The following is a 15493-nucleotide window of genomic DNA, read 5'->3' on the forward strand; positions in this document are numbered from 1 at the left end:
AATGCGCATTTTGCATACCGCGGATTGGCATTTCGGGCGAACGCTCGAGGGGCGGAGTCGAATGGCCGAGCAGGAGGCGTTTGTTGATGAGCTTGTGGAGATTGTCAAGAAAGAACAAATCGACGTCATCCTTGTGGCCGGCGATGTGTTCGACTCCGTCAACCCGCCGGCGGCTGCGGAACGATTGTTCTATGAAAGCCTCGCTCGCCTGTCCGACAAAGGGCGGCGCCCGGTGGCGGTCATCAGCGGCAACCACGACCACCCCGACCGGATCAGCGCCGCCCGGACATTGATGTATGAGCACAACATTTTTCTTTTCGGCCGCCCGCAGGCGTCCGTTTGCCGGATTGACGTCCCGTCATGCGGGGAAACGATGATGCTTGCTCCATTGGCCTATCCGTCCGAATCGCGCCTTGCTGAGCTGTTGTCGTCCGACTGTGAGGAAACCACGCTGCGCGATCGGTACGATGACCGCATCCGCGCTTTGTTAGCGGCGATGGCAGCCTCATTCACAGTGGAGACGGTCAATGTCGCGATGAGCCATCTTTACGTCGCCGGCGGACATACGTCCGACTCGGAGCGGCCGATTGAAGTCGGCGGCGCCTATACGGTGGCGGCCGAGAGCTTGCCGAAAACGGCGCAATATGTGGCGCTTGGCCATTTACATCGGCCGCAAGACGTCAAGCGGGCGGAGACGGCGGCGCGCTACTCCGGATCGCCTTTGGCGTACAGCTTTTCCGAAGCCGGTCATGCGAAATCGGTCACGGTTGTTGACGTGCATCCGGGTGGGGCGGCCAAGGTGGCGGAAATCCCGCTTGCTTCGGGCAAGCCGCTCGTTCGTTGGAAGGCAACAGAGGGGCTCGCTCAAGTATATCGCTGGTGTGAGGAAGGAAGAGACCGATCGAGCTGGATCGATTTGGAGATCCATGTGACCGAGCCGTTGACAATGGAAGAAATTGATCGGCTGCGCAAGCTTCATTCCGGATTTGTCCACATTCGTCCGGTGTTTCCAAATCGGGTGGAAGAGGCGGGGAAAATGAGCCGCGAGCCGCTTTCACTCGAAGAAATGTTTCACCGCTTTTACGAACGGCAGACGGGCGGGCAAACGCCGGATGAAGAGCTCGTCCGACTTTTTTTGGAGCTGGCGGCGGAAGAAGAGAAGGAAGGGGGAGAGGAATGAAGCCGATTTCGCTGACGATTGCCGGTCTTCATAGCTTTCGAGAAAAACAGACGATCGATTTCACCGCGCTGTGCGACGGCGGCGTGTTCGGCATTTTCGGACCGACCGGAAGCGGCAAATCAACGATCTTAGACGCCATGACGCTCGCCTTGTTCGGCAGTGTCGAGCGGGCGGCCAACCGGACTCAAGCGATCATCAACCACGCGGAGCAAGAGCTGTTCGTCTCGTTTACGTTTGAGTTGGAAAACGCGGCAGGAGTGAAACGATATACAGTCGAACGCAGCTTGAAAAAGGTGGACGAGTGGCGGACGCGGAGCGCCCTTTGCCGTTTGATTGAGCACCGGTCCGAGCCGATCGTGCTCGCTGATAAACTGTCAGATGTGGACAAGGCGATCGGGCAATTGCTTGGCTTGACGATGGAAGATTTCACTCGGGCGGTCGTCTTGCCGCAAGGAAAATTTGCCGAATTTTTATCGCTCAAAGGGTCGGAGCGGCGACAAATGTTGCAGCGCCTCTTCCATCTTGAGCGGTATGGCGATCAGTTGAACAAAAAGCTGAAAGACCGGCTCGCGGCGGCGGAGCAAGAATGGGAAAAAATCGAAGCGGAAAAAGCAGGGCTCGGAGACGCTTCAAAAGCGGCGCTTGAGCAGGCAGAGGCGGATGCACGGGAGCTCGCGGGGCTGTTTGCCAAGAGGAAAAAAGAGCTGGAAGAAGTCGAAGCAGATGTGGAACGAACAAAACAACTATGGGCGTGGCAACAAGAAAAAGAAGCGGTCGAACAAGAGCTCGCCGCGCTGCGCCGGCATGAGCCTGCTATCCGCGAGCTGGAAGTGAAAAAAGAGCGCGCTGAGCAAGCGGAGCGCATCTGGCCGTATTGGGAGCAGTACGAGCAGGCATGCCGCTTGCGAGCAGAGGCGTTTCGTCGGCATGAAGAACTGGCGCGTCGGTTAGAGGAAGCCCAATCGAGTTATGAAGAAGCGGTGCGCCGTTATGAACGGGCTCGCCAAGAAAAGGCGCAGCGCGAACCGGAATTGCTTGCCCAGATGGAACGGCTGCGGCAGGCGGAGCAGCTCGAGCGGCAAATGGAAGCGCTCAGGCAGGAGCTCGCGGCCCTCAATGAAGAACGGGAGCGCCTCATCGCCAAGGAGAAGGCAGCCGCGCGCCGGTTTGAAGAGGCGTCGGCCTGGTATGAGCGCGGCGCGAAGCGGCAGCAGGAGCTAAAAGAAGAGCTGAAACGGCATGAAGAGGCGCTGGCTGGAAAAGATGAGTCAGAGCGGGCGTACAGGCAGAAGCAGAATATTGAGCAGGCGGCGTCGGCCATCGCTCGCGTCGATGCCCAGCTTCGGCAAAAGGAGGCTGTTTGGCGCCGGGCGAAAGAGGAAAAGTTGGAGAGGGAACGCCGAGCAGCTGCTGTCAGTTCCCGGCTTCACGAGCTGTTCCGGCGTGTGGAACGGACGTATCGTTTCGTCTGCAGGCGGCAGCAGGACGCTGAAAAGCAGTTGTATACTTTGCAGAAAGCCATGGAGGCGGAGCGGCAGCGAGCCGAGGAAGCGCGGACGGCGGAACTCGCCGTTGTTTTGGCCGAACGGCTCCGCCCCGGCGAGCCGTGTCCGGTGTGCGGGTCGCGCGAGCATCCGCACCCGGCCGTTGCAATGCACGATGTCCAGCCAAGCCGGCTGTCGGAGCTTGAAGCGGAGCGGCAGCGGTATGAACAAGACTGGCAAACGGTCGTTTCGTTCAAGGCGCAGCTCGAGCAACTCGCCGAGCTGGCGGTAGGTTCTGAAGTGCCGCCCGTGTTGGCCGAAAGCGGCTCGGTGGAGGAGACCGTCGACCTTACGGTGGAAGTGCGGGCGCTGGCGCAAGATGTCATCGAATTGAAAGAAGCAGTGTACCGGGCGCTTGTCCAATGGAACGAAGCCGAGTCAGCACGGCGCGAAGCGGAGAAAGCGTGCCAATGGGCAGCGGCTGACATCGAAGCGTTGCAAACTGAAAAACAACGGCTGGAGGAAGAGCGAAGTCAGCTTGAACAGCAGTGGCGGCAGACGTATCCTTCCCTTTCGCTTGAGATGATCGATGCGGTGTATGAACAGCTGTGTGAGCGGGAAAAAGTGTGGCGCGACGTGCAAAAGCGGCTGGAGGACAGCGTGCCGTTTTTAGAGGAAAAACAGCGGGCGAAAGAGGAAGCGGCCGAAGAGCGGCGCCGGCTTGAGACGGAGCGGGTGCGCCTTGACTCGCTGATTAGCGCCAAGCAGCAGCAATGGAACGAATATGAGCGGCAGCGGGGCGAGAAGGCGGGCTCAGGCCCAGCGGCTGTGCAGCTTCAGAAGGTGGAGGCGGAATGGCGCCAGCTGCAAAACGGCGAGCAGCAGGCGTATGAGGCTTGGCGGCGCGCCCAGCGGGAATATCAAATGCTTGAAAGCGAATCCAAAGCAGCCAAGCGGGCGTGGGAAGAAGGCGTCCGCCGCGAAGAGGAGGCGCTTGCCCGCTGGCGCGGTGCGCTTTCGGACACCATGTTTGCTGATGCTGAACAAGTCAAGCAAGCGAAGGTGGAAAAAGCGCAGTGCGATGAATGGGATGAGGCGATCCGCCGCTATTGGCGCCAAATCGAGCAAGCGGAACATCGCCGTGCCCAGCTGGCTATCGCCATTGGGGGGATGGCGGTGAGCGCCGAACAATGGGAGACGATGCAGCGGGTATACGCTGAGTTGAAGGAGCAAGTGGAGGCGATGACGCAGCAGCTCGGGGCGGCTCAAGCGAAGGTAGAAGAGTTGAGAAAAAAACATAGCCGGTTTGTCGAACTCGAGGAGAAGCAGGCGGAGCTCAGCCGGAGCATCGAGCGGTATAAACAGCTGCAGGCGCTGCTTCGCGGCAACAGCTTTGTCGAATTTATGGCTGAAGAGCAGCTCGAGCAAGTAACCGCCATGGCTGCCGAACGGCTGCAGCGGCTGACACGGCACCGGTATTCGCTCGAATTGGATTCGCAAGGCGGGTTTCTCATCCGCGATGATGCCAATGGCGGCGTCAGACGACCAGTATCGACGCTCTCGGGTGGGGAGACGTTTTTGACGTCGCTGTCGTTGGCGCTGGCGTTATCGGCGCAAATTCAGCTGCGCGGCGAGTATCCGCTTCGCTTTTTCTTCTTGGACGAAGGGTTTGGCACGCTCGACGCCGAGCTGCTTGAGACGGTCATTTCCGCCTTGGAAAAGCTGCATACCGAGCGGCTGGCGGTCGGTGTCATCAGTCATGTGCAAGAAATTCGCAACCGTCTGCCGCGACGGCTCATCGTTGAACCGGCTGAACCGTCCGGCCGGGGCACGCGCGTCCGGCTGGAAACGATGTAAAGCAGTTTGTCTAATGGGATTTCGACAAGGAAAAAAAGGTGTCCCCAAAGGGTCGGGACACCTCTTCTTATGGCTGTATAGATGCATTCACCAAGCTCAAAAAACGATATATGGTGCTTTTGAAAAATAGAGGGCGATGGATGACTATTTGCTTTGTGCAACGTTCAGTTGTTGGCGGCCACGTTTTGGTCGAACACATCCGGATCAAACGCGTTCGTAAAGCTGATGGCGTTGTTCGTCATCACAAAATCGCCGGTGTTGAATCCGCCGGATCCGGCTTGTGTTTTCGTAGCGACTTTCGGCGCGATGTACAGACAGTCGCCCATTTGGACGACAGCGCCGCTGCCGACGCTGTTGATTTTAATTGGGCCGACAAACGAAGGCATTATGAATCCCTCCCCCTTGTTGGCGCGCTTGGCGCAGGGCCGGCCAGCTGGCGGATATGTTTAATTCTTGCCTCTGCCTCCGCTGTTGAGGTCGAGCCGATATGGACGATGGCGGACGAAGAAATCGCGAGCACGCGCACAGACTGAACCGAAATGACCGGGGACTCATGGAGCGTTTGGCGTGCGGCTACCGGCGGTGGAGAAGTCCAGCGCGGGATCGGTTTCGTAAAAATAGGGAATATTTGTTCTCCTTCTGGACCAAAAAACAGCTCATATTGCCGCTGAACGGCCAAGGCGCGCGTGCGGGCGGAAATTCGCTCTGAGTCGCCGATTTGCAGCACAGAGCTAATAATGAGCGTTTCGGCATGGAGCGCTTGAACAACTGACGTTCGTTTCACGGCGCTTCCCCTCGGGCCGGCACAAGGGGGACGAACGGGCCGATGATGAGCGATTCGGGTGGTGTGTCAAACGCTGATGACAAGTGGATCTCATCGGCATCGCCGATTAAAAACAGCGAAGCGCTGGCGACGGCTACGAGGCGGATGTCGCCGACATGCAGATGACGATTGATGACTGTATAATTCACATCTGTCCCTCCCCTGAAGGCAAATGTTTCAAAAACGCATCGAGCGATTGTTCGATATCGGCTTTCACTTTTTGAAAAATTTCATTTTCGACCGCCTCATCGCGGTCACCGGACGGAATGTAGCCATGGTTGGCCTTCTCTTGCAAGTAGAAGCGGATGCGCTCGTCCGTTTGCCGGGCGATGTCTTGCAAAATGAACTGGCGGTACGTATTGTCAAGGCGGCGGCCATATTGCTGCTCAAGGCGTTTTAACGTTTCCGGCGCTTCTCCGTTGAGATAGGCGGCCACTTTTTCTTGAATCGGGCGCATGAGCGCCGGTTCCGGCTTTGAAATCACGGTTTTCACCGGTTCGACGGCAAAGTCTTCAATCGTGCCGCCGACCCCTGATGGGGAGATTCCGATGTTGAGCGTTCCTTCGAGCGTCTCCACTTTGAGCTGGTCGAATTTATATTCAATTCGTTCGATCGATGTGCGCGGCTGGGCTTCCACTTCCCGAAGATGGGCTTCGAGTGCGCGGAGACGGCGTTCCAGCGCCCGTATTTTTTTCGTTTGCCATAATAAATAGCGGTGCAGTTGGACGAAATATTCGTAAGCACTCATCGTGCACCATCATCCTCTCCAAAGAGCCCTCTTACTTCAATATATGGACGGCCTTTCGCTCTCATCACTTTTTTCCACTGAATTTAGCGGGTGGCTGAATGGAGAGGAACGAGAGGAGCGGATGGCTGCGCTGATGCGCCGAGCGGCACGGTCGCTTGCGGGGCCGGGCCGGTGAATCCGCCGGTGTTGGCAAGTGTCGCCAGCGCTTGAATGCTTCCGGCGCTGCCGATTTGCAAAACGGATGAATTGGTGACTGAGCCGATCCGCAACTGGTGGATGCAGATGCTTTGGCTGATGTAAACATGCATCCTCCTTCTCCTCCTTCAAATGTTTCCGACGACATTTTCATCGGCGACATCGGCGTCATTCGTATTCGTATTGCTGTAATAGTTATAGATATGAAGCCCGTCGCCGGTGTTAAACGAACCGGCGCCAGCGAACGTTTTCGTCACGCTTTGCGGGGAAATCGCAAATACATCGCCAATATGGAACACGCCGCTGCTTCCGATGCTGTTTAGTTTGACGACTCCGACAAATGCCGGCATGAGGGCATGCTCCTTTCCTTGCTTCCTTCGTTGATACTAGTGTATGGGCGCAAGCCAAAAAACGTTCCCTTGAGAGCCGGTGAAAAACAACCCCTTTCCCCTAATCGATGGCTCGCCAGTAAAAGTAATGAGCGGCTTTTATGAGGTTTCTTAAATTGAGAACCCTCATGAGTTGCACCGCACTTCCCGTTAAATCATCAGCCTTCTTTAATTGTTTGCTGCATTATTTGAGTCGGAAATGTCCGGGTCGCCGGTGTTTGTAAAGCTGACGAAGGTATTGGTCTGCAGAAAATCGCCGTTATTGCTTCCCCCGGAGCCGGTATGGGATTTCGATGTGCTTTTGGGCGCGATTTGTAAGACGTCGCCGAAATTAACCGTGCCGTCTCCGCTGACATGGGTGATTTTAATCGGACCGCTGATAAATGAAGGCATGAGACTTCCCCCTTTTTTCGCCGTGTCGTTACCGTTATTGTATGAAAGCAAGAAAAAAACGGTTCAATGCAGGGCGGGAGTCCAAGTGAAGATCACATTGATGGCATATGATAAAGAAAGGGAACGGGCAGAAAGGAAGGGAATGGGGATGCCAGCGATTGTCATTGGTGGAATTAAAGTTACGAGTGTCGGCGGCAACGGCACCATCAACATGGGCGATGTGCTGCAAATCGCTCCGAAAAGCACATCGAAGACAAACTCAGGTGCCGGCGGCGGCAATACCGGCGATTTTTTGCAAACGAATACGTTTTGCAGTGTTACGAATACGGTTGACCCCGACGTCTTCGACGCCGGAGTGAAAGGAAACAACTAGCGGTTGTCGCCTAGCATTCGTTTTTTGAGCAAAAAAGAAAACGGGTTTTTTGGCGCCATAGAGTGCCTAACCGAGAAAGAGGGCTGGCCGCAAAAGTCATTTTATGACCTTTTGGGACAGCCCTCTTTTTCTTTATGTCATCTTTGTTATATAATACAATTGTGAATTTTCCAAAACATGAAACAGGGGGATGGAAGAATGAATGCGCCGCTCGTGCTCAATCACTTTTTAGATCGCGCCGTGGCTCTCTATGGGGATAAGACAGCCATGGTTTGTTCGGGGCGCACGGTGACGTATCGTGAGCTTGGCGAACGGGTGTCGAGGCTCGCCAACGGACTGCGGGGGCTTGGCGTTCGCAAAGGCGACCGCGTGGCGTACTTGGCGCCCAACACGCTCGAGATGCTCGAAGGGTTTTACGGTGTGTTTGAAGTAGGAGGGGTGATGGTGCCGCTGAATACGCGGCTGAAACCGGACGATTACGTTTTCATTTTGAATCATAGCGAAAGCAAAGTGTTGTTTGTGGATCAGGAGCTGTACGGGCTGATTGCGCCGGTCAAAAACAAGCTTGAAACAGTCGAGGAGATCATTGTCCACCATAAAACGGACGCGGCAATGGATGAAACCGCTTACGACGAATGGCTCGCTGCCCAGCCGGCTACGCCGGTTCCGCGCCCGATGATCGATGAGAACGATGTGTGCAGTTTGCTATATACGAGCGGGACGACAGGCAATCCAAAAGGGGTCATGCTGACGCATCGGAACAACTACTTGCATGCGCTTGTGACGATGCATCATTTGCGTGTGTCTGACCGCGATACGTATTTGCATGTGCTGCCGATGTTCCACGTCAACGGTTGGGGCGCTCCGTTTTATTACACCGCCAACGGGGCAACACAAATCGGTCTGCGTAAAGTGGACCCGAAAGCCATTTTTGACCTTGTCCAAACTCACCAAGTGACGGTCATGCATATGGCCCCGACCGTGCTCAATATGTTGCTGCAATATTATGAGCAATATCAACCGAGTGTCCCGGAAGGCGTACGGGTCGTCATTGCCGGTTCTGCACCGCCGCCGGCGTTTGTCGCGCGCGTCGAGGAGAAGCTCGGCTGGGAGTTTATTCAAGTGTACGGCATGACCGAATCGTCTCCGCTCAGCACGATTTCGCTCATTCGCCCGCAGCTTGACGGGCTGACGCTGGAACAAAAGCAGCGGATCAAAGCCAAAGCCGGCTATCCAATGATCGGCTGCGAAGTGAAAGTGGTCGATGAAAACGGCGACGAAGTGCCCCACAATGGCCGGGCGATCGGCGAAGTGATCGTTCGCAGCCATGGCGTCATGAAAGGATATTGGAAAAACGAAGAAGCGACCGCCGCAACGATCCGCGACGGCTGGCTGTATACCGGCGATATGGCGACCGTCGATGAATACGGGCATATTGATATCGTCGACCGGAAAAAGGATATTATTATTAGCGGAGGAGAAAATATTTCGTCGATTGAAGTCGAAGGGGCTCTTTATGATCATCCGGCCGTGCTCGAGGCAGCCGTCATTGCCGCGCCGCACGAAAAATGGGGCGAAACGCCGCATGCGTTCGTCGTCGTTCGTCCGGGGCACAACGTGACAGAGGAAGAGCTGATCGCCTTTTCACGGGAAAAACTGGCTCATTTCAAAGCCATTACGGGCGTCACGTTTGTTGATGAGCTGCCAAAAACAGCCTCCGGAAAAATCCAAAAGGTGCATTTGCGCCGCCAATATTGGGATGCAGTTGGAAAATCGGGCCGCTATGTCAACTGATGGCACAGGCATGTGTCCTCGGGACGAGCAGAGGAGAGCAAGTCGAATGAAACGATAAGGTGACAGGCGAGCTGGTCAAGCGATTTCCCGGCAAGGTGTCCCCGGCTTCGCAGGCGGCGAGGCGATGGAAAGAAGGGAGAATGCGATGGTTGAATCGTCGGAGCGAATCGCCGCGGCGGATGTGTTGCGTGGGTTCGCTTTGTTCGGCATTTTGCTTGTCAACATGCGTTATTTTTCCTCGCCAGCGTTATACGACGAAAGCGTCAGGGGCGGTGCTTTTGACCGAGTTTTGGCCGCGGTCGTCGACGTGTTGTTTGAAGCGAGCGCCTATCCGTTGTTTGCGTTTTTATTCGGGTTCGGGGCGATGACCATGTTCCGCCGGCTCAGCAGCCGCGGAAAGCGGCCGATTCCGATTCTTTTGCGCCGCTTCCTTTTTTTGATTGGGATTGGCGCTGTCCATGCGTTTGGCCTTTGGTTTGGCGATATTTTAATCCCCTATGCGGTCGCCGGATTCATCATGCTTTTCTTTTTCGCCGCCCCGCCGCGCTGGTGGTGGACGGCGGCTGTTGCTGTCTTTTTTCTTTTTCACGGCCTCATGGCGCTGCTAATGGCCCTCAGCATGTGGACAGGAGGAACGGAAACAGTTGGCGGCCACGAGGCTGAGGCGGCCGCAGCGGTTCGTCATTATCAAAGCGGAACGTTTGGCGATGTGTTTTGGCAACGTTGGCATGACTGGGCCTATGTCAACAGCGATGGCGGGCTGCTGTTTACGGTGTTGACCGTATTGCCCTTTTGTTTACTCGGCGGCTATGCCTCTTGCAAACGTTGGCTTGAACCCGACCGTCACTCGCCCGCCAAGCTGCGCCGCCTGATAAGGTGGGCGATATGCCTTGGTTTAGCGCTAAAAACAATCCCGTATTGGGCTGGGGCCAACGACTTGACAATGTACATCCAAGACAGCTTTGGCGGTGCCGCATTGGCAGTGTTCTACGCGGCGGCTGCGGTGTTTGTCTGTGGGAAATCCAATTGGAAACCTGTCTGGCGGTGGTGGCAGGATGCCGGGAAAATGTCGCTTTCCCATTATCTCGCTCAATCGCTCGTTTGCACATCATTGTTTTACGGTTACGGGCTTGGATGGTACGGGCGCACAAGCGTATGGCAGGAAGTGCTGCTGGCGCTCGCATTGTATGCTGTCGAAGTGTGGTTGAGCCGCCGCTGGCTTGCGCGTTTTTGTTACGGGCCGATCGAATGGTTGTGGAGATGGGGGACGTACGGAGCACGGCCGCCGTTTCGCCGCCGGCAGGGGCAATAAAAAAAACCGCCGCTTACTGAACGGACGGAGGAGGCGACTCAAACATCTTCGTTTGCTGCAAGTATTGGTTGATCAATTGGTCCAGCTCTTGGCTGCATTCGATCGTCTCTTTGGCCGTAAACCCATAGGTGAGCGCCAATTCGATCATTTGTTGCCGTTTTTCTTCAATTTGCAACAGAACCATTTCCTTCACCATCAATTCGTTTCGAATGTTGGTTGAGCCATGCCGCAGCCGATATGGGATGTTTGTGGCATGACGAAAGTCGCAATCGACGCCTTAGCGGAAACTAAACATTATTATACATATCACGACGAAAAAAGGAAGCGATTCGGGAAAATAAGCGATAAACTTCCTAATTTAGACAAAATTCTACAAAAACAGGACTTTTTCGCATTGACGGCGAATATCATCCTCAACATGCCAAAATGGCGAAGGCGGACGGGGGAGAAAAGTCCTCGAAGCGTCCGCTGCATAACGTGGAAAGGGGAGAGACGATGAAACTGATCACCGCACTTTTCGATGGAGAAACGTTTGTCGGAGCCGTGCCGCAAGGAGAGGAGCAAGCTGTTCATTTGCGCCGCGCCGAACGGGCGATGAATGGGACAGAGACGATGCCTGCGACTATGCTTGAGGTGATTGCCCAAGGGGAGGCGTTTTTCACCCGGGCGCAAGAAGTAGTTGACTGGGCTCTAGCCCATCCGGCGCCGGAGTACGTTCATCGCCTTGGCGATGTCCGCCTTTTGGCCCCGATTCCGCGGCCGGCGAAAAACATTTTTTGCATCGGCAAAAACTATGTCGATCATGCGCTTGAGCTTGGCGGCGCCGATGTGCCGGAGCATTTGATCGTATTCACGAAAGCGCCGACAACGGTCATCGGTCATGAGGAAACGATTTTGCGCCATGCCGATGTCACCGATGAGATGGACTATGAAGGAGAGCTGGCGGTCGTCATCGGCAAACAAGGGAGGGGGATCCGCCGTGAGGATGCGCTAGATTACGTATTTGGATACACGATCATCAACGATGTGACCGCAAGAGATTTGCAGGAGCGGCACCAACAATATTTTCTCGGCAAAAGCTTGGATACGTTTTGCCCGATGGGGCCATGGATTGTGCCAAGCCGGTTTGTGCCGAATCCAAACAATTTGCGCATCGAGACGCGGGTCAACGGCGAAGTGCGCCAGCAAGCGAGCACGAAGCAATTGATTTTTTCGATTGAATCGATCATCGAGACGATCTCCAAAGGCATTACGCTTGAACCCGGCGACATCATCGCCACAGGAACGCCGGCCGGGGTCGGCAAAGGGATGAACCCGCCTCGCTTTTTGCAAACGGGCGATGTCATTGAGGTGACGGTGGAAGGCATCGGCACGCTGCGCAATAAAGTGGGGGAGTAAACGCCGGGAACTCTCTAATGTTCGAAAAGGCGTCCTCTGAAGAGAAGGGCGCCGTTCTTTCGCTTCCACGATGTTTGTCAATCTCCTGCCGCCCGTGCTATGATGAGGATAAACAAGCAAATGTTGGAGGGGATAGACGTTGACGCATGCCCATATTACGAGCTGGTTTATCACGATTGTTTTGTTTTTCATTGCAGTGTTGATGCAGCGGCAGGGGGCGGGCAAAGCCAAGATCGTGCAGATGGTGTTGCGGCTGTTTTACATTCTCACGATCGCGACGGGGGTGTTTTTGCTGCATAGCATTGCTTCGATATCTACGCTTTATTGGCTCAAGGCGCTTGCCGGGCTGTGGGTGATCGGAGCGATGGAAATGGTTTTAGCAGCTGAAAAAAAAGGGAAAAGCGCGGCGGCAGGATGGACGCAATGGGTCATTGCGCTTGTGGTGACGTTGTTTCTTGGCTTGCTGCTGCCGCTTGGTTTTGACCTGTTCTAAAGTGAAGCGGCAGCCTTTCTTATTGGTTGCCGCTTTTGTTGAAAACGAAAATATGATATGGTAAAAGAAATATCATTTTTTGAATTTTCTGGCCCAGTTGGTCAGCGGAGGGGGCATGATCGTTTATGCGTTGGCTTTGCTGCCGCCGAGCTGAGGAGCTGGATCATCTGCTCAGAGAGCATAGTTCTTCCTTGGATGAGCCGCTGTTTGCCCAAATTGCAGGCAAAGATGAGGAAACCGTGCGCCATGCGGTCGCCGCGTTAGCCCGTCGTTGGCCGCGCGTCCATATGGTCGGGATGGCAGGGCCGCTGCCAATGGTTGGAGAGACGAATCTTGCCGTTGGCATCGCGTCGATGATGTCGTCCGCTGTTTCGGCATTAGCGTTGCCGGCCGAGGAGTTTGACCGCCCGGACGGATTGGCGGCGCTGATCGCGGAGGCGGTCATTCATCACGATACGGCGTTGCTTTTGTTGTTTACGAATCGCCGTTCGGCTTTGCCATCCTTGCTCCGTCACTTGCCGCTTGCCAACGAACGAATGGCCATCATAGGCTGCGCTCTTCCTGAGGGCAGCGTGTTATTTTCGTCCGACGGTCAGCTTGAGCGCGGGGGAATCGCTGTCTCTTTCAGCGGAACAGCGCTTCGCGGCCACTGTGTCGCACCGTTTTTATGGGAGCCGGTCGGCTTGGCATTTTCGATCACGAAAAGCCGCGATCAGCAAATTGACGAGCTCAATGGACAAAAGGCGTCGCTTTATTTGGAACGGTATTTAGGCAAAGAATTTATCGAACGCCTGCCGCTTTCCGGAGTGGAATTCCCGTTTCTTGTCGAACGAAACGGACGCGCTGTCTGCCTGCCGATTGTCGCTGTCAACCAGGACGGCTCAGTTGCAGTAAGAGGCCATGTCCATAACGGAGAAAAGGTGCGATTTGCCTATGTTCATGCCCCGTCCCTTTACTGGAGTGCGCGCGACGCCGCCATGCATGCGGCCAAGCAGCCGGCTGAGGGGATGCTCTTTTACTACAGCGCGGCGCTCAGTGGGTATACGCGCCTGCTGTTTGACGGCGTTGTGTCTGCTTTTGGGCAGGCTGCGTTCTTTCCGGCTGTCGAAGTATTGGTGAAAGACGCGTATACGGCGATGCGGCCGGCTGCGTTTGCCGCTGTTTCGCTGACGGAAACAGCGGCATCGGCGGAGAACGGTTTGTCGTCGCCATTGCCGGCGCCGCCGGAAGGAATCATGACGCTGGCCCAGCTCATGTCCACGTCCTCACGCGATATGGAGCGCCTGCATGTTCGCCTGCAGATGTCCGAGCAACGATATAAGTCGTTGTTTGAACATAACACCGATATTGTCTATTCGACGGACTTGCACGGTCGTTTGACAAGCGTCAATCCTGCCTTTGAACAAGTGCTCGGTTACAAAAAGGAGGAGATTTTGTATACGAATTCGCTCAAGTACATTCATCCGAACGACGTCTCCCGCGCCACCCGCTACTTTTACCGGGCGCTGCGGGGGAATATTCAAACGTACAACTTGGAAATTCCGACAAAATTGGGAGAACGGCTTCTTTTTCAGATGAAAAATATTCCGATTATTGTGGATGGCAAAAAGGTCGGCATTTACGGAATCGGACGCAACATTACGGAGCAAAAAAAGGCGGAGGAGAAAATCTCTTATTTAGCATACTACGACCCCGATACGAACTTGCCCAATCGGACAAAGTGGATGGAATTGCTTTCCGAACAGCTGGAAAAAGCCAAGCAGAAGCGACGAAAGATGACGGTCGCTTTGATCGATTTGGACCGATTTAAGTGGATTAATGACAGCGTCGGCCATTACGCCGGGGATGACATTTTGCGCCAGCTTGTCGAGCGCATTCGCCGCGTCTTGCCGGTTGGCGCGGAGCTCGGCCGGTTTCATGGGGACAAGTTTTGCCTGCTCTTCCCGTTGAAAGCAGAGGCGGAGGCGGCGGAAATGTCGCTCTCCATCGTGCGCGAGGTGGCGAAGCCGCTCATGTACGGAGAAAAGGAATTTTTTGTTACAGCAAGCATCGGGTTAGCCGTGTTCCCCGACGACGGAGAGGACGAACACGCGCTGCTTCGGCACGCCGATATGGCGGTCAATATGGCGAAAAAAGGCGGCGGCAACCGCGTGGAGCGCTACTGTGCGCAAATGAACGAAGAAGCGATGCATCGGCTGGAAATGGGTGGCCATCTGCGCAGAGCAATCGAAGAGAACGAATTATTTCTTTGCTATCAGCCGATTGTGGATGTACATACTCGTGCGGTAAAAGCAATGGAAGCGTTAATCCGTTGGCGCCACCCGACGCTTGGGCTTGTGCGGCCGGATGAATTCATCCCTTTGGCGGAAGAGACCGGGCTGATTCATGAGATTGGGCGATGGGTGCTGAAAACGGCCTGCAAGCAGACGAAGCGATGGCAGGAGATGACAGGGAACGACCAGCTTGCGATTTTTGTCAATGTATCCGCTGTTCAGTTCCAGCATGAGCGGTTTGTGGATGATGTCAAGCAAGCGCTTCGGCAGTCGCGTCTGTCGCCGTCGTGTCTGCATCTCGAACTGACCGAGCATTCGATGCTTCGCCATTTGTCCAGCACGCTGCGGACCATGGATGAACTCAGGAAGCTTGGCGTCGGCATCGCTGTTGATGATTTCGGCAGCGGATATTCTTCGTTTCATTATTTAAAGCGGCTGCCGGCGACGATTTTGAAAATTGACCGGGCGTTTATCGAGCAATTGCATGCGAACGCTTCCGATGAGGCGATTGTCAGAGCGATGATCACGATGGGGCGCGGATTGGGACTTGAGACGATTGCCGAAGGAGTTGAAACACCGGAACAGCTCGACCGGCTTCGCGATTTGCAATGCACGTATGCCCAAGGATATGTGATTTGTCCGCCGCTTTTGGCTGAAGAAGTAACGATGTATGTGACGGAGAAGCAAAAATGATCCCCCGCCCGACGCCGATTGACGTGGGGGCTGGCGTTCTTTTGAAAAAAAATGGAGTTGGGCGGGGGGTGACCGGCGAGGAAAAACG

At 55.1% G+C, this 15493-nt stretch carries 16 protein-coding genes; 8 read left to right on the forward strand and 8 right to left on the reverse strand.

What is annotated here, in order from left to right:
• Position 1: 1 nt before the first annotated feature.
• Together GJ1_RS07025 and GJ1_RS07030 are read left to right on the forward strand one after the other, a co-directional pair.
• On the forward strand, positions 2-1180 hold the full coding sequence (locus GJ1_RS07025) for an exonuclease SbcCD subunit D (RefSeq protein WP_066230373.1): 1179 nt from the start codon (positions 2-4) through the stop codon (positions 1178-1180).
• Positions 1177-4521 (forward strand): AAA family ATPase, encoded by a 3345-nt coding sequence (locus tag GJ1_RS07030; protein WP_066230375.1) that lies wholly within the window; start codon positions 1177-1179, stop codon positions 4519-4521. The genes GJ1_RS07025 and GJ1_RS07030 overlap by 4 nt, the downstream gene beginning before the upstream one ends.
• Before the next feature lie 164 nt (positions 4522-4685).
• Here the strand turns inward: GJ1_RS07030 and GJ1_RS07035 are convergent, their stop codons facing one another.
• The 7 genes from GJ1_RS07035 to GJ1_RS17735 all read right to left on the reverse strand — a co-directional run bounded on the left by GJ1_RS07035 (position 4686) and on the right by GJ1_RS17735 (position 7069).
• Positions 4686-4907 (reverse strand): spore germination protein, encoded by a 222-nt coding sequence (locus tag GJ1_RS07035; protein ID WP_066230380.1) that lies wholly within the window; start codon positions 4905-4907, stop codon positions 4686-4688.
• On the reverse strand, positions 4907-5305 hold the full coding sequence (locus tag GJ1_RS07040; RefSeq protein ID WP_066230383.1) for a spore germination protein GerPE: 399 nt from the start codon (positions 5303-5305) through the stop codon (positions 4907-4909). The genes GJ1_RS07035 and GJ1_RS07040 overlap by 1 nt, the downstream gene beginning before the upstream one ends.
• The gene (locus GJ1_RS07045; protein ID WP_066230386.1) at positions 5302-5493 is read right to left on the reverse strand and encodes a spore germination protein GerPD; all 192 of its coding nucleotides are present in this window, start codon (positions 5491-5493) and stop codon (positions 5302-5304) included. The genes GJ1_RS07040 and GJ1_RS07045 overlap by 4 nt, the downstream gene beginning before the upstream one ends.
• Entirely contained in the window at positions 5490-6092 is a 603-nt protein-coding gene (locus GJ1_RS07050) for a spore germination protein GerPC (RefSeq protein WP_066230389.1), read from the reverse strand. The genes GJ1_RS07045 and GJ1_RS07050 overlap by 4 nt, the downstream gene beginning before the upstream one ends.
• An 83-nt stretch (positions 6093-6175) precedes the next feature.
• Complete coding sequence (locus GJ1_RS07055; RefSeq protein ID WP_066230392.1) at positions 6176-6400, reverse strand: spore germination protein GerPB; 225 nt, start codon at positions 6398-6400, stop codon at positions 6176-6178.
• A 15-nt stretch (positions 6401-6415) separates the two neighbouring features.
• Positions 6416-6637 (reverse strand): spore germination protein, encoded by a 222-nt coding sequence (locus GJ1_RS07060; protein WP_066230396.1) that lies wholly within the window; start codon positions 6635-6637, stop codon positions 6416-6418.
• Positions 6638-6844: 207 nt separating this feature from the next.
• The gene (locus GJ1_RS17735; RefSeq protein ID WP_083509967.1) at positions 6845-7069 is read right to left on the reverse strand and encodes a spore germination protein; all 225 of its coding nucleotides are present in this window, start codon (positions 7067-7069) and stop codon (positions 6845-6847) included.
• Between the two features lie 148 nt (positions 7070-7217).
• Here GJ1_RS17735 and GJ1_RS07065 point away from each other — a divergent pair, with 148 nt between their 5' ends.
• From GJ1_RS07065 to GJ1_RS07075, 3 genes are all read left to right on the forward strand, one after another.
• On the forward strand, positions 7218-7442 hold the full coding sequence (locus GJ1_RS07065; protein WP_066230487.1) for a spore germination protein: 225 nt from the start codon (positions 7218-7220) through the stop codon (positions 7440-7442).
• A gap of 198 nt (positions 7443-7640) precedes the next feature.
• Positions 7641-9236: a fatty acid--CoA ligase gene (locus GJ1_RS07070; protein WP_066230399.1), complete on the forward strand. Its 1596-nt coding sequence runs from the start codon at positions 7641-7643 to the stop codon at positions 9234-9236.
• A gap of 145 nt (positions 9237-9381) precedes the next feature.
• A complete protein-coding gene (locus GJ1_RS07075) occupies positions 9382-10548 on the forward strand; it encodes a DUF418 domain-containing protein (RefSeq protein WP_066230402.1) in 1167 nt (388 codons plus the stop codon).
• A 13-nt stretch (positions 10549-10561) separates the two neighbouring features.
• Here GJ1_RS07075 and GJ1_RS07080 read toward each other — a convergent pair whose 3' ends face one another.
• Complete coding sequence (locus tag GJ1_RS07080; protein ID WP_066230405.1) at positions 10562-10732, reverse strand: aspartyl-phosphate phosphatase Spo0E family protein; 171 nt, start codon at positions 10730-10732, stop codon at positions 10562-10564.
• A 311-nt stretch (positions 10733-11043) separates the two neighbouring features.
• Here GJ1_RS07080 and GJ1_RS07090 point away from each other — a divergent pair, with 311 nt between their 5' ends.
• The 3 genes from GJ1_RS07090 (at position 11044) to GJ1_RS07100 (ending at position 15405) form a co-directional block, all read left to right on the forward strand.
• Complete coding sequence (locus tag GJ1_RS07090; protein ID WP_066230410.1) at positions 11044-11946, forward strand: fumarylacetoacetate hydrolase family protein; 903 nt, start codon at positions 11044-11046, stop codon at positions 11944-11946.
• A 139-nt stretch (positions 11947-12085) separates the two neighbouring features.
• A complete protein-coding gene (locus tag GJ1_RS07095) occupies positions 12086-12439 on the forward strand; it encodes a YisL family protein (protein WP_066230413.1) in 354 nt (117 codons plus the stop codon).
• A 125-nt stretch (positions 12440-12564) separates the two neighbouring features.
• Complete coding sequence (locus GJ1_RS07100; protein WP_066230423.1) at positions 12565-15405, forward strand: EAL domain-containing protein; 2841 nt, start codon at positions 12565-12567, stop codon at positions 15403-15405.
• Positions 15406-15493 lie beyond the last annotated feature (88 nt).

Origin of the sequence: Geobacillus jurassicus NBRC 107829, from assembly GCF_001544315.1 — a bacterium.
GTDB lineage: Bacteria > Bacillota > Bacilli > Bacillales > Anoxybacillaceae > Geobacillus > Geobacillus jurassicus.